General features: G+C 47.8%; 10 protein-coding genes. 4 read left to right on the top strand and 6 right to left on the bottom strand.

The window, feature by feature from the left end; all coding sequences use genetic code 11:
* Positions 1 to 5: 5 nt before the first annotated feature.
* The 6 genes from AC5ZC7_RS14670 to AC5ZC7_RS14645 all read right to left on the bottom strand — a co-directional run bounded on the left by AC5ZC7_RS14670 (position 6) and on the right by AC5ZC7_RS14645 (position 9,787).
* Positions 6 to 1,190: a DUF4998 domain-containing protein gene (locus AC5ZC7_RS14670; protein ID WP_496162363.1), complete on the bottom strand. Its 1,185-nt coding sequence runs from the start codon at positions 1,188 to 1,190 to the stop codon at positions 6 to 8.
* Positions 1,191 to 1,214: 24 nt separating this feature from the next.
* Positions 1,215 to 2,381: a DUF5000 domain-containing lipoprotein gene (locus AC5ZC7_RS14665; protein WP_496162364.1), complete on the bottom strand. Its 1,167-nt coding sequence runs from the start codon at positions 2,379 to 2,381 to the stop codon at positions 1,215 to 1,217.
* Between the two features lie 29 nt (positions 2,382 to 2,410).
* Positions 2,411 to 4,309, bottom strand: coding sequence for a RagB/SusD family nutrient uptake outer membrane protein (locus tag AC5ZC7_RS14660; RefSeq protein ID WP_496162365.1), 1,899 nt, complete (start codon positions 4,307 to 4,309; stop codon positions 2,411 to 2,413).
* Positions 4,310 to 4,330: 21 nt separating this feature from the next.
* Positions 4,331 to 7,720, bottom strand: coding sequence for a SusC/RagA family TonB-linked outer membrane protein (locus AC5ZC7_RS14655; protein ID WP_496162366.1), 3,390 nt, complete (start codon positions 7,718 to 7,720; stop codon positions 4,331 to 4,333).
* A gap of 238 nt (positions 7,721 to 7,958) precedes the next feature.
* Positions 7,959 to 9,119 (bottom strand): FecR domain-containing protein, encoded by a 1,161-nt coding sequence (locus AC5ZC7_RS14650; RefSeq protein WP_496162367.1) that lies wholly within the window; start codon positions 9,117 to 9,119, stop codon positions 7,959 to 7,961.
* 83 nt (positions 9,120 to 9,202) lie between these two features.
* Positions 9,203 to 9,787, bottom strand: coding sequence for an RNA polymerase sigma-70 factor (locus tag AC5ZC7_RS14645; RefSeq protein WP_496162368.1), 585 nt, complete (start codon positions 9,785 to 9,787; stop codon positions 9,203 to 9,205).
* A gap of 263 nt (positions 9,788 to 10,050) precedes the next feature.
* Here AC5ZC7_RS14645 and AC5ZC7_RS14640 point away from each other — a divergent pair, with 263 nt between their 5' ends.
* From AC5ZC7_RS14640 to AC5ZC7_RS14625, 4 genes are all read left to right on the top strand, one after another.
* Positions 10,051 to 11,199: a putative sensor domain DACNV-containing protein gene (locus AC5ZC7_RS14640; RefSeq protein ID WP_496162369.1), complete on the top strand. Its 1,149-nt coding sequence runs from the start codon at positions 10,051 to 10,053 to the stop codon at positions 11,197 to 11,199.
* Between the two features lie 55 nt (positions 11,200 to 11,254).
* Positions 11,255 to 11,860: a pseudouridine synthase gene (locus AC5ZC7_RS14635; protein ID WP_496162370.1), complete on the top strand. Its 606-nt coding sequence runs from the start codon at positions 11,255 to 11,257 to the stop codon at positions 11,858 to 11,860.
* Positions 11,861 to 11,984: 124 nt separating this feature from the next.
* Positions 11,985 to 14,285, top strand: a complete 2,301-nt coding sequence (locus tag AC5ZC7_RS14630) for a family 20 glycosylhydrolase (RefSeq protein WP_496162371.1) — start codon at positions 11,985 to 11,987, stop codon at positions 14,283 to 14,285.
* 125 nt (positions 14,286 to 14,410) lie between these two features.
* Positions 14,411 to 15,709, top strand: a complete 1,299-nt coding sequence (locus AC5ZC7_RS14625) for a hypothetical protein (RefSeq protein WP_511911564.1) — start codon at positions 14,411 to 14,413, stop codon at positions 15,707 to 15,709.
* Positions 15,710 to 15,757 lie beyond the last annotated feature (48 nt).

The raw sequence follows: 15,757 nt of genomic DNA, 5'->3' as shown, positions 1-15,757 counted from the left end.
TGTCGTTATTTATCTTTGATCAATAGTACTTTGTTGACGCGCAGTGTTTGTTCTGCAGGAGATTTTAAAGTCCCTGTGAACCCAACGGTAACGGTGGTTGGAGCGGTTAAACTGAATCCGGCAGACGCATATTTGTTGTTGTTATTAGTGAGTTTTGCGGATCCCAGTGCGGTATTCATTTGTTCCACATCCGGCAGTTGATTGCCCGCTGCTACTACCAGGAATGTATTTTCGAGGGTGTTGTCGATATTGGAAATATCTGCCTCAAAGCGGTAGTCGCCGGGTTGTAGGGTAAACGTTTGGTATATTTTGCCATTGGTGATGGTGCCGTTATCCCAGATCCAGAGTGTCAGCATACCTGGTCCGTTTATATTATCGTAGGTACCATTTCTGCCGGCTTCACTGTTATACTGCCATCCCTGTAGTTGTCCGAAACGTCCGCTGGGCATGTTTACAGCGTCCCTGATAAAGGGGGCGCCGGGATTGACAATATACTTCGCTGTCAGATCTTCTTTCACACCGGCGGTAGCGAATGGGGTGTAAAAGGTATCGATCGACAAAGGATCGGGCAGGTACAGGGTGCGATAGCGGAAGTTGCTGCCGGAAAGGTAGTTCTCCAGTTTAGTAACCTGTACTTCTGCTTCAGCGTGAATAATGGTATCGTGTAGTACCTGGTCGCTGGTACTGTATTGCAACTGCATCGCAATGATACCGCCAGTGGTGTCGATGTTTACCCAGGGTATCACCGCACGTCCGTCTTTCATTTCCACATTACCGAAGGCCCTGTTGAGTAATGCATCTTCATATAAAGGACCATATACGAAACCATTCGCTTCTGTTCTTACAGAGATGTTACCATCTTTATCGAAGTTGTATACTTCAAAGCTGTAAGCTCTTTCTTCGAGGTTTTCGATGACGAAGCGGATGGTATCCACACCAGAGGTTCGTTTAATATCGATGGTGGCAGAGTCTCTCCGGTTATTCCAGTAGATTTTTGACCGGCTTACTTTCGGGTCTGCGATGAGCAGCCAGGAAAGTTCTACCCGGTTGCGCCCCGGGTGCACCTGCAGGGAGTCAGCTTTACCGGTGTACAAGATCTCTCCTTTCGTAATAAATTTTTTATAGTCGTCTTGTTTGCGGCAAGCTGACAATAGTAGCAAGCAGCCTATGATATAGCTTAATGTACGCATAAAATTTTTTTAGGTAGATGATCATCATTTGTCGTTACCCCAGAATTTCATTTCCTGGATATTAGCTGCATATCCTCCATCGGTCCAGGTACGCAGAATTTTAATGCGTATATACCTTACCCGTGGGGCGTTCAGCGGTACTGTCATTTGTTCGCCGGCGATACTGGCATCTATGTCATCCTGGGTTTTTTGTCCTACTGGTAACCCGGAAGGTTTGATAACGGTATGTTCTACTAACCTGGTCCAGCTATCCCAGCTGCCATCGGAGGCTGGGTTGGTGGAGCCCCATATTTCAAATTTGCGTACGTTGTTTTGCAGGTAAATCCATTCATTGGGGCGTTGCCATAAGGCAATGCGACTCAGTTGTGCGGTAATGCCCAGGTCAAAGGTGATGGACATTGGGAAGCCATCGAGTTTATCGGCAGAGTGCCACATGGTACCGTTCCATAAACCGGAGATAGGGTAACCCCAGCCAAAGTCTGTATCTCCCGGTAGTTTTACTTCCCGGAAAGTAGCTTTGTCGAGCAGCTTTTCAAAGATGGGTACAATATCCTGCAGGATGGTATCAGACTGATTGCCCCAGTGGTCTCTGACAAAAAAGCCGAACTTTCTTTTCACGGCCGGAAAGCCTCTCACGGAATAATTGCCGCCTTCGAGTTTGGTGTAATGCACGTCGGCAGGTGCCAATGCGCCACTGGAATCAGTGGCGAGGGTAACGATGGCCAGGTCAGCTTTTGTATTGTTGGTGAAGGCGATATTAATACCTCCAAAATCTTCTTTGATGATTAATGAATTGCGCACGGTGATCATGGGCGGCGACAGTGGTTTTACGGTAGCCACTACCGGCTCGGAGGCAATTTCATTGCGGCTTACCACGTATAGCGAGATCTCATGGGCAAGTGAATCGCCAAAGCCATCTACAACGAGGTAGTTATTATAGTAAGAGGATCTTATTTCGCGTCGCGTCCCTGATTTGATGGTATATACTGCTTTTACGTAAAGGATATCCTTATTATCTGGCAGGCTGTAGCTGATTTTTGCTGAACCGGCCATATTGGTCACATTCAGGTTTTTCAGGATATCCGGTTTATCGCCGGTGGTATTGATGGGGGAATGTGTTTCTTTCTGACAGGCGGCTACCAGCAGGAGCAGGGCAGCAGTGAGTAACGTGAAAAAATTATACGGTTTCATGTTGTCGGTGTTTAAGTAAGCGGGAAATGTTACCATCCAAAGTTTTGCACCAGCTTGGGATTATTTAGCAGGTCCCAGTTGTCGAGGGGCCAGAAATAATTGCGGGTCTGGAATGTTTGACGGAACAATGTTCTGACACGGTAGTAGAAGGCCGCATCGGACTGGTCTACATCCCATCCGGTAACGGGTTTGTTCAGTTCATCCATACTTTTTTTCCAGCGGCGCAGGTCCCAGAAGCGGGAGCCTTCGAAAGCCAGTTCTATGAGTCTTTCCTGGTGGATGATTTGCCGCAGTCCTTCTTTGGTTTGGAATTTTGCGGGTTGTTTGGAATAGGTGGTCCAGGCAGTTTTTACACCGGGCAATCCTGCGCGTTCCCTTACTTTATCGATGTATTTAAAGGCTTCCGGATCGGGGCCATTTTGTTCGTTGATCGCTTCTGCGTAGAGTAGGTAGAGGTCTGACAAGCGCATTTCGGGCCAGCTGTATTGTTTAATATACAAGCCTTGTCCTTCCAGGATTTCATTTTTCCAGTTGATCAGTTTTTTACAGAAGTAGCCGGTTACGTTGTTATCGTAAATATTTTTCCTGGTTTGCCATTGGCCGGCTTTCGATTCAATGTGAAACACTTTTTTCTGCATGGCCCACATGGAGCCATCAAATGCGAGGTCGGCATAGAAGCGTGGTTCGCGGTTGAAGTGCAGGGATGCGGTGGTGTAGCCTTCCATAATGAGTTCTCCCTCCGCTTTGGTGGCAGTTCTCAGCTTGGTGCGGTTGGCATAGTCCCAGGTGTTGTCTTCACTGATAGGCACGCCTTTGTCGGTATAAAACAATTCTGCCATTTTCATGGTAGGTGCAACGCTGCCTACTACTGATTCGTTGCCAATGCGGGCGGGATCCAGGCGGGGCATCATTTGCCGTTGCAGGTCGTAGTTCATCGAATTGGGATTATCCCAGATAATTTCGGGGTTCCATTCTTCACAAACTGCGTTGCGGAGCGACATTTGCCGGGTCATGGTATCAGAAAGCGTTACCCCCAGTTCATTGAAAGTATATAACAGCATACCCATATTCTCGCATTCGGTGATGGCGGCTTTACAGGCATCGGCGGCTATTTTCCATTTGTTGGGATCATATGCAGGACTGAACAGGGCGCTACCATCGTAATTTTTAAAGCCGGTATAATCCGGGTTGCCATTGAACAGCGGACTGGCTGCATAAACGAGGATACGTGCTTTGATAGAAAGCGCAATGGGTTTGGTGATACGTCCCAGCTCAGTGGATCTGTCGGCGATGATTTCGGGTAAGCCGGCGGCAGCGGTGTCCAGTAAGCGGGAAATATAATTGAATACGGTATCCACGTGCAGGCGTGGTACCTGTGTTTGTTCTATGGGGCTGGAAATAGGCAGGTTATGATCCATAATAGGAGTTGGCCCATACTGGCGAAGCAGTACCCAATGGTAATACGCTTTGAGAAACTTTACTTCGGCAATCCAGCGGTCTTTTTCCGGTTGACGCATATCTACCACTTTATTAATATTGTCGAGGAAGATATTACAGTCGCGGAGTCCCATGAAGTAATAGCCCCAGTTGGACATATAGATCACATTGGCGCTCAGGAAGCCCTGTGCAATTTGCCAGGGGGCTTCACTGGTGCTGTAGGGACGTACCATCCAAAATTCGTCACCGGCCAGCAGGGCAGGATTGGAGCCGAAGTCGGCGGTTTTTGGAAGATAGGAATAGCAGGTAAAAAGGTATTTTTCTGCTTCTGCGCGCATAGTAAATGCGTTATCGATAGTGGCGATATTGTCTGGCACCACATCCAGGAATTTTTTACAGGCAGTTACCTGTATCAGCAGTACACATAATAATATACGCACTACTTTTTGGCGAAAGGAGCGGGTATATATGGTAGAATTGGTATGTTTCATTTTGCACAATTAAACGATGAATCAAAGCCCCAGGTTAATGCCCAGATTTATTACACGTTGCACAGGATATCCAAGGCCGTTGCCACCCATTTCAGGATCCCAGGTTTTAAATTTGCTCAGTACAAACAGGTTGGAGGCGTTGGCATAAATACGTGCGGTACTGATGCGTACACGTTCCAGCAAATGTTTAGGGAATGTGTATCCCATCTCCACCGATTTCAATCGCAGGAAGTTGCCGCTACGCATCCACCAGGTAGAACTCTGGTTGTTGTTGGCTACGAAATAATCACTGAGACGTGGCCAGAAAGCATAAAGATTCCGGTTGCTTTCGCTCCAGTGGTCATCTGCAATAGACTGTAACAAGCCATGCTGACCGCCGCCATTCAATACAAATGGAGAGGTGCTGTAGGAATCTATCCAGAAAGAAGATCTGGCAGAGCCCTGGAAGAAGAAGCTAAGGTCTACCTGTTTGTAACCAAAAGAAAATCCGAATCCGTAAGTAATTTCCGGTGTCGTGGGTAATCCTATGGGTACCATATCAGCGCTGTTAATCTGACCATCACCATTCACATCATGGTATTTGATATCGCCGCCCATCACTACCTGTCCCCAGTTCTGATAAGCGGAGTTAGCTACTTCCTGGTCATCTACAAACAAACGTTCTGCGATGTAACCATAGTTCTGGGAAAGTGATTGCCCCACATGTGAGCGGTAAGCTTCGGGATAGATGGGTTCTTCGTTGACCAGTAGTTTGCTGGTGGCGTAAGTGAAATTACCACGGAATTGTATGAACGCATTGTTGCGAAAACTTTTCGTATAGTCGATGGCGAGATCCACACCTTTGCCGGAGGCTTCGCCTACGTTTGCCTGTGTTGCCGCACTAAGTCCCATGGTGCTGGGAATAGTGCTACGGGTCATCAGGATATTTTTACGGTGTTCCTGGTAAACGTCCAGTTGCATATTCAGGGCGTTGAACAAACCCAATTCAAGGCCAAGGTTGGTTTTATAGGATTTTTCCCAGGTGATTTCACGGTTTTCGTAACGGCTAACAGAAATCCCATTGCGGTAGTATTCTCCTCTTTCTCCGAAGAAGCCACCTTTGTTGCCATCATTCATATTTACTTCGGAGAGGTAGAAGAAACGATCGTTGTCATTACCGATCTGGTCATTACCTACGATGCCGTAAGTTGCTCTGAGCTTCAGTTTGTCGATACTGTGCTTCAACGGCTCAAAGAATTTTTCTTCCTGCACATTCCATGCGATACCTGCAGAGGGGAAGAATCCGAAGCGGTGATTGCTGGCAAATCTTTCTGAGCCATTGTAGCCGAAGTTAAATTCAGCCAGGTAGCGGTTGTCGTAACCATAAGTGAACCTACCGGAAACGCCCTGGTTGCGGTGGGGGAGCGACGACTGCAGCGAGCCCGCATTTGCCGTGAGGTAGTTCCGGAATAAGCCGATGAGCATACCGGAAACACTATGTACCTTATTAAACTCCTGGTTATAGTTCACGGCGGTTTCCATGTAGGTCGTCGTCATCATAAATTTGCCGCCGGGGTTATAACTGAGATATTCCGTACCGTTGGTATTGAGCGAAGTCAGTTGAGGTATTTTATCGTACTGCCCTGATTTTATGGTATAGAAATAGGGGCTGTACTGACGGCTTACATCAAAATATGAGTAACGTTCGGTGTAGGCCATCATCCTGGCGCTCAGTCCCGGTAGCAGGAATTTAAAATCCTGTTTTAGTTCTGCCTGTACCAGCAGGGTAGAGGTATTATATTGGGAGTAGCCGGAAACGGAGTTGGCATAAGGATTATTATAGAGGTTGCCGCCACTGCCGGGCATACTGGGATATCCTGGTTTTACGGCGTTACCAAACAACGGATGTTTCAATTCCGGTGCGTAACTGGCAGGATATACCGCAGGGAACATTACCGGGTTGGCCCAGATAGTTTGTGAAAATAAGGAACCGCCGCCGCCCACAGGGCCGTTGTATTCGTCGAACTGGCCGTAGGTACGTACAATGGCGGTAGTGGTGGGGGTAAGGTTTATATTAACGTTGGAACGGAGCGAGTAATTTTTTAATTTGATGTTAGAGTTAAAATTGTTTTTCCTGTCTATGTTCAATATACCATTGTCTACATTATAAGTACCTGCTACATAAAACTGCGCTACTTTTCCACCGCCTTTCAGGTTGAAGTTGGTGCGCTGGTTAATGGTGTAGTCTTTAATGAGCAGCTTTATCCAGTCGTTGTTGGGATATAGCAGTGGGTCATCGCCGGCAGCGGTATGATCTATTTTGCTTTGTGAATACTGTACATCGCGTAGCGGGTTCCGGGTGAGTACCGCTTCGTTGGCCAGGTTCATGTAGGTGATGTTGTCTGCAAATTTAAAGTTGCGGGTATTGCTGGAAATCGAATTTTCGAAGCGTACGTTGAAAGATGTTTTTGCTTCCACGCCTGATTTGGTGGTTACCAACACTACGCCGTTAGCGCCCCTGGCGCCGTACAGGGAGGATGCGGTGGCATCTTTCAAAATAGAAAAGCCGGCAATATCATCTGGTTGTAAGCGTGCCAGGTCATTGGTGCTGGATTCCATGCCATCAATCAGGATCAGCGGATCTACTTTACCGGTACCAAAAGTGGTAATACCCCGGATAAAAAAGCTGGCATTATCTCTTCCTGGTTCACCGCTGCGTTGGTAGGAGATAACACCAGAGAGCCGGCCGGCAAGCATGGTGGTAAGGTTGCTGGTAGGGCCTTTCAGCTCTTTGGGGTTGATGCTGGTCACTGCACTCACCATACTGGTTTTTTTCTGGGTACCATAGGCTACCACCACAACTTCGCCTACATCAGATACTTTGGGCTGCATCACTATTTTCAGGAGCTTATCATTTTTTACGGCTACTGTTTGTGGTTGCATACCCACCATTGTAAAGAGGAGGCTGTCGCCGAAGTTGGCTTCAATGGTGAAGATCCCCAGGTCGTCGGAAAGTGCGTTGGAGTGCCCGGTTTTATTGACTACCGTAACGCCTACCACGGGATTCCCGTTGCTTTCCGTGACCTGTCCCTTTATTTTAATGCGGACTACCGCCGGCGCCGTTGCCACGGGTGCAACGGTTTTCTTTTTGATGATGATTGTTTTTTTAACGATGGAATACTCCAGGGGCTGATCCCTGAATACCTCTTCCAGTACGCGTTCCAGCGGAGCGCCGTCCTGGGAGCAATTGACCGGTTTGGCATGTTCCATGACCTGCAGGTCAAATACAAATACGTAGCCCGTTTGCTGACGGATAGATTTGAATACTTCCGTTAGCGGTGCTGATTTTACATGCAGGGTAACGGCCTGCGCGTAGCCGCTGGCGTTAGCCTGTAGCACCAGGGACAATAGCAATACGAATAAGAGTTTCATACAGCGAATTAGTTTTTGGTTTGATGGCACACGCCGGTTAAATGGACGGTGTTTGCGTAAAAAATGCATCATGAATGTTTGATAAGATGAATGGATGCCGGGACGTGAAGCCATAACAATGGCAGGACGCACTTGTCGTCAGTTTCGTTCACATGTCCGGATGTAGTACCAAATACTAAGCTAGCGTTGACTTTGGTTGATGGTTGATAATAACATAACGATCGATTGTAGGTGTTTTTTAAGGACCGACAGTAACGGTATTGCCGGCGATGTTAAAATGTATAGACCCAGTTAGTTCTAATTGTCGTAGTATGTCCGGCAAGCTGTCCTGCCTGGAAAAGGAGGCAGCAAAGGCTTTATCGGTAATATTTCCTTCATAATTCACCTGGATATCGTACCAGCGAGCCAGTTCGCGCATGATTGCTTTGATGTTACCATTGAACTCAAACCGGCCTTCTTTCCAGGCTATGGCATTGTTTACATCCGCATTGCTGATGTTGATGTCCGTATGTTCCCTGTTTACAAGTGCCTGTTGCCCCGGCAGCAGGCGTTTTACCAAGGGGCCACTGATAATGTTCACTGCGCCTTCCAGCAAAGAAGTACAGGTATTATTTTCTTCTTCGTAGGCCATTACATTAAAGTGGGTACCGAGTACCGCGATTTTCATGGTGTTGGTTTTTACAAGAAATGGTTGGTTGGCCTGTGCGGCTATTTCAAAATAAACTTCTCCCTGTATGGTTACTTCGCGGGTGCTGTCTTTAAAAGCGGTGGGGAAACGAATGGATGAAGCGGCGTTGAGCCAGGCTTTGGTACCATCCGGTAATATCACCTGGTAGGTACCGCCTTTGTTGGTATAGATGGTGTTGACAGTGGGATGGATGGAATTACTACTATTATAGGAAAGCAGGTTGCCTTGCCTGTTTACGGATACGCCTGTTTGTACGGCTACTGTGCTGGTATCATTTTGTTCCAGGTCAATAACGGAGTTATCTCCCAGTACCAGCCTGGCATGTTGATTTTTGGGTGGTGCGGCGTGACGGGCCGCCATTGGTTGATTACCTGCCCTGCTTTTGGTATAAAGTTTATACCCGGTGATACCTATTGCAGCGAGGATGCTGGCCGCTATGGCGGTCCGTTTCCAGACAGGCATTGTTCGTACAGGAGCCGGCATGGCGTGCCTGGGCGTGGTTTGCATGATTTGCTGCAGCATGTTGGCGGCAACATCATCCGGCATCGTACTGGTGTCCTCTCCACCCAGCAGGAGTTCATCCAGCAGCTGCTTTAGTTCTTCGTCATGTTCTGCCTGTTCTACCAGGAGCATAAACTCCTGTTGTTCTTCCGGTGTACATTGTCCGGAAGCATAGCGACTGAACAAGTATCTTAAACGGGATACTGTCATGAATAGTGATTTAATCAACGTGGCTAATAGAGGAGACTATAAAAAAAAGCGGATGGGTTAGTGCTGCAGAAAAAAAATTCGATTTAGCAGAAAAGGCAAACTAAAATGAGGAAAGTATTCAGGTCCATACGTGCCATGCAGAATGCGCGGATAGAGCGCATCGCGTTAGCCAGGTGGACTTTGATGGTTTCCGGGGATAGTTGCAGGCGGTCTGCAATTTCATTTCTCTTCAGGCCTTCTTCTTTACTTAATTTATAAATCAGTTCCTGTTGTGGGGGTAATTGCGCGATGGCATTCCGCAGAATCTGTTCATATTCTTTTTGAATAATGGCTGCTTCCCGGATATTATGCACCATGGTAGCAGAGAGTTCTGACTCCATGATTTGTTCACGGGCCAGTAACTTCAGCGCTGTAAAAATATGATTGCGGGTAACCGTAAAAAGATATGCTTTAAAATGACTGATTTCATGCAGCTCCTGCCGCTTCAGCCACATTTTCAGGAAAACGTCCTGTACAGTATCTTCCGCCTGTGAAGCACTTCCCAGTAAGCGAAAAGCAATAGCGTATATGCGGTGACGATAGTGATGGAATATAGGGGCAAAGGCATCATCATTGCCTGTTGCCAGACTTAATAATAGTTCCCTTTCATTATAGGTATTAACTTCCATACGTGGTTACGCGGATTCCATCTGTGGTTACGGCTTAGGCAAATTACGGCATTATCGCATTGCTTGTTTGTCTTAAATTCTCCGGGAGTAATATTATTTTAGCATTTAGCAATTAGCGGTTAGCTTTTAGTAAATGCAGCGAATAAGATGGTTTGTTGGTCTCCGCTGCATTTACTAAAAGCTAACCGCTAATTGCTAAATGCTGTTGGCCAAAATGCCTTAATTTAGCAATTTAATCCGGACCCAAAAGTGAACCTGGCATTATGGAAATAGTTAATGACGCGACCTACCAGGCTGCCGCTAAGGTAGCCGGAACAATAGAAGCCCATTTTAGGAAGCATCTTTGTTTGGCAAAAGAAAATGGAGAAGATGACCTGGCCGTGGTGCCTGCTGCGCGACAGGTAGAGAAAATGATTGACGTGGCATTCTGGTCCAGCTTACGCAAAGAAGAAGGTAACCCGATTCGTATATCCCTGGCATTTTTGCCACCGTCTCAGGCAGGCAAGCCCCTGTTATTTGAGAAGCCGCTGTACTTAACACCACAATTACTGACCAAGCTGGGGCCGGGCGTGGAACGCCCGGGCATACACGTAGGCGTTTGGTATGAAGGAGAGGAGTTATACGTATGGGGAACTACCATCAAATTACCTAACCTCTGTTTTGTGTTGGATGTATCTGAACCGGGATTGCTGGTGGTGAAACACCGCCGTGCTGCGGGATTGGGGAAATTTACCAATGTAGCCGTATTACGTGGCGACCAGGTAAAAGTAGTGAATGAAGAAAGTGGCCTGTTGCCGGATACCCCGGATATCCTTAAATCATTATTGGGATTAACGCCTTCCTGTTTGTGGAATAACGGCGTGAACGTGTTGATACAAATTGCCGTATCCATGCGGGCGCATAAGCGTGGTGGTATTTTGCTGGTCACCCCGTCCAATAGTGAGGCGTGGCGGGAATCTATTATACATCCGTTACAATATCCCATTAGTCCTGCTTTTTCGGGCGTGGCCGATCTGTTGCGGTATGACGGTAAAAGCGTGACAGAAATTTTCTGGCAGAATGCGTTGCGCAGGGAAGTAGAAAATATCACCGGCCTGACGGCGGTAGATGGAGCCACCATTGTGAATGATCAGCAGGAGCTCCTGGCGTTTGGCGCGAAAATTACCCGGGCCAGGGATGCCGCGCCGGTTGACAAGGTAATGCTGGCCGAACCGATAGAAGGAGGCGTGCCTACCCTGATTCATCCTTCCGCCATTGGTGGTACCCGGCATCTTTCCGCAGCACAATTCGTGCACGATCAGCGCGATTCGCATGCATTGGTAGCATCCCAGGATGGCTACTTCACGGTGTTTTCCTGGTCCGACCAGCAACAACTGGTACAGGCACACCGGATTGATATCCTGTTGATATAGGCGGATTCCGTCTTTACCAGGTTTAAACTGATTATACTGATTTTATTCTTTTACTTTGGATCGATACTTTATTATCAATAAGCCATTCGACATGGTGTCGCAGTTTGTAAGCTCGCACAACGTGCGGCTGTTAGGGGAACTGGACTTTGACTTCCCCGAAGGCACACATGCCATTGGACGGCTGGATAATGATTCGGAAGGATTATTAATATTAACGACGAATAAGAAAGTAACGCGGCTGTTGTTCCAGGGTAAAACGCTGCATGAACGTACCTATCTCGTAAAGGTAAAAGGGGTAATGACCCCGGCCACCTTACAACGACTCAAAGAAGGCGTATCTATTCCGATCACCGGGGCGCTGCAATATATTACGACACCCTGCCGGATAGAGATCGTAGACCGCCCTGCCGGCCTATTCGCCCATCCGAGGGAATTACCTATCAATGCCCCACATACCTGGTTGCTGATTACGCTGACCGAAGGAAAATTTCACCAGGTCCGGAAAATGGTGGGAGCGGTGCATCATCGCTGTCAGCGTTTGATCCGGGTTTCCATCGAGGATTTGTTGCTGGGGGATTTACAGCCTGGGGAAGTAAAAGAGTTGCCGGAAGCCACTTTTTTCTCCCTGTTAAAAATTGATGATTATAAAGACAGCGAGTAATATATAGGGAGACAGCTACCGCCGCAGGGTCAATTTTACTACAGTAATGGAGAAGATCGCATTAGGTTAACGGGTTGATTCTTATTACGTTTGCCCTTTGGAATCATGCTTTAACGAGATTATTATGAGGAAACAATGTTGGTTAGCGGCAGCTTTATGTTTGCTGCTTCAGGTTACTTTTGCGCAGTCGTCGCGCTACCCCATTATCCCCTGGCCGCAACAATTGGTGCCCCAATCCGGCACTTTTGTGATTACACCGGCCACCAAACTGGTATTGCCTGCCAATCCATCGCCATTTATTATAGAAACGGCACAACTGGAAGCGCTGCTGACGCAGGCATTGGGCAAGCCATTGCCTACCGCCACCAAAGTATCGAAAGGCGCCATCGTATTGCGCCAAAATCCATCATTGGCAGGAGAGGAGGACTATACTCTCGATATCAGCAATACACAAGTACTGATGACCGCAAAATCGCCGGCTGGCTTTTTCCGGGCTATCCAAACCTTGCGGCAATTGATGCCGGCTTCCATAGAAGACCCGCGTACACCGGATCTGAAGACAATTGAACTGCCGGCGATGCAACTCAAAGACCATCCTGTATATGCCTGGCGTGGCATGCACCTCGATGTGTCGCGTCATTTCTTCTCGGTAGATTATCTCAAAAAATACATCGACCTGCTGGCGTTATACAAAATGAATAAGCTGCACCTGCACTTAACCGACGATCAGGGCTGGCGCATCGAAATAAAAAAGTATCCATTACTGACTTCGCAGGGCGCCTGGCGCGAGTTTAACAACCAGGACTCTGTTTGTATGGAAAAAGCAGTGACCAACCCGGATATGGCGATAGATACTTCACACATCATTCATAAAGATGGTAAAACCTTGTATGGTGGCTTTTATACGCAGGAACAAATGAAGGATATCATCCGTTATGCCGCTGCCCGGCACATCGAAATCATTCCTGAAATAGACATGCCTGGTCATATGATGGCCGCTATCCGCCAGTATCCTTTCCTGGCCTGCAGCGGTGAAATAGGCTGGGGCAAAACCTTTTCTACACCTATCTGTCCCTGTAACGAATCTACCTTTGCGTTTGCTGAGGATGTATTCACCGAAATCGCCGCTTTATTTCCATCGAAATATATTCATCTTGGCGCCGATGAAGTAGAGAAAACCAGCTGGGCGGCTTCCCCGGCCTGTGCGGAAGTAATGAAGGCCAACCACCTGAAAACGGTGGAAGAGCTGCAAAGCTATTTTGTAAAGCGCATGGAGAAATTCTTTAACTCCAAAGGTAAAACCCTGATTGGCTGGGATGAAATCCTGGAAGGAGGGATCAGTCCTACGGCAGTACTGATGTACTGGCGCTCCTGGGTGCCAGACGCCCCCATAAAAGCTGCCAGACACGGCAACACCGTGATCATGACACCTGGTAATCCGCTCTACTTCGATGGTACACCCGATCGCAACTCCCTGTATAATGTGTATCACTTCCAGCCTGTTCCTAAAGGATTAAGCGAAGAAGAAGGCAAACATATTATAGGCGCACAGGCCAATGTTTGGACGGAATATATTCCTTCTGAAAAGCGCGCTGATTATATGTTTATGCCGCGTATGACTGCGCTCGCAGAAGTGTTGTGGACCAATAAAAATAACTACGATAACTACCTGCAACGCCTGAACGAACAATACAGGCGCCTGGATATGCTGGGTGTGCATTACCGTTTACCAGACCTGGACGGGTTTACAGAAGATAATGTATTTGTAGATAAAGCTATCCTGGAAGTGAAGAAACCATTAACGGAAATGACTATCCGCTATACTACTGATGGCAGTATTCCAACAGAAAACAGCAGCGTGTTACCGGCGCAATATACCATCAACACCCCGCAAACCATTAAGCTGGCGGCTTTCAGTCCTGCCGGCAACCGGGGAGTTATTTATACGCTGCGCTACCGGCAGGAAGCTTACCGGCAGCCTACCGTTGTAAAAGACGCCCGCCCTGGCCTGAAACTGGATTATTACACCGGCGCCTTTAAGAGTGTTACTAAAATAAAAGCGCAATCAGATAGCTCTGTCCGCGTCAATAACCTGGTGATCCCGGAAGGGATGGGCAAAGGCGGTGGCCCTTTCGGCGCCCGCATACAGGGTTACATCAATATACCTGCCACCGGCATTTATAGTTTCTATGTAACCGTCGATGACGGCGGTATCTTATATATCGATGACCAGGAAGTAGTGAACAACGATGGATGGCATGCACCTTTCCAGAAGAGCGGACAAGTAGCATTGGAGAAAGGCTGGCATCCCGTGAAGCTGGCATTTGTAGAAGGAGGAGGGGGATATACCCTTAAAGTAGAGTACAGTGTGAATGGCAGCAAACTGCAACCGGTGCCGGATAGTTGGTTCGGAGCGGGACTGTAGAAGAAATTACGAATTACGAATTACGAATTACGGCTTTGTGGGGAGATATACGCGTAGATAATATTCGCGTTTACTATCTTCCCACAAAGCCGTAATTCGTAATTCGTAATTCTTTATTTTTGAGCATGCGCATGATAAAAATATTGTTGTTACTGTTAACCATTGCCCCCGCAGCTTTTGCCACGGATGCAGCGCTGGCAAAGATATTAGCCTCCCTGACAAGGGAGCAGCATACATTACTGTATCAGTATGGCACGTTAAATAATTGGGCGGGACCTGCGGTGGCAGATAGTTTCTGGCGGCAGCATCAGCCGGAGTTGGGAAGCCTTTCGCCGGAGCAGGGGAAAGTGCTGGCGACTGAGCTGCTGGCGAATACGGAATTGAGTTATACCATGAAGCGGCCCTCGCGCTTACAGGCGTTGTGGGGAGTGTTTACCGCATCCCGGTTGTTGTTGGGATTAGCTGCCCTGGTAGGTGCTTTTGCTATTATACAGTTGTTGGGAAGATATTTACCTACGTTGTGGCGTAGGCTACTGCAGTACCTTTCCCCGGTGTTCCGCTGGTTATTTTCGCCCCGGATGCTCACCTGGGAATTGTTTATCGCCGGCCTGGCCGGTGTGTATTTTGGGCCGCGGATGGGCAGTATTGAGGTACGCACCGTAATGATCCATTTGGGATTGCTGCTGATTTGGGCGCAGCTAACGGCCATCCTTACACGTAGATATGAGGTAAAGGACTACTTCAATGTTATCAAGGATTGTTTTGATCAATATCATACGGCGAAGCACGCATTTTTGTATGTATCCCTGCCGGCATTGTTTACAGCGGCATTGATATTGGGGATCACCCGGGTATGCCCGGATGTGTGGTATCGTTATGAGCTGGTTGTACCGGCGATGATAGGATTATATGCATTGCCCTTTTTACGCAAAATGGAAGCGTTGCTGAGCCGCGTGTTGCTGCCATTCACCTATGAGCGGCTACGTGCCAAAGACCGGCGTGCTGTCGCTTACATCGTGGTTTCCTTAGTGGTATGGGTGGTCATGTTACAGTGGCCGGTAGTGCCGCGGGAAGCCTTGCTGACACTTACTGTCTGCCTGATCAGCGCTTTGTTGCTGATATCCATAGCAGATGTGTTGCATAGTGACGGCAAAAACTACTGGTGGCTGCAATTGGTGACCTTGATTTTTCTTTTTGCCGTGGTATTGGCTGGAGCGCAATTAAGGCTGTTATTATTTACCTGGGCAGGCCTCGGAGGCTTACTGGTATATGTATTGATCAAATACTGGGAATTGCCTACGTTGTTTGGCTGGAACTGGAAAAACAAGCGTGCCTGGGGCGCCCTGGGAATGGCGCTACTGATTTGGGGTATCGCGGTGTTGATCCGGTCTAAGCCGGAATGGTTTGTGCTGTTTCCCGGATAGTTGGAAGATTTAATGCAGAATTTGATGTAAAAGTGTATTTTTGCGCTC

The sequence above is a fragment of the Chitinophaga sp. 9-1-y genome, from assembly GCF_059511905.2.
This window is presented reverse-complemented; position numbering and strand designations above follow the sequence as displayed.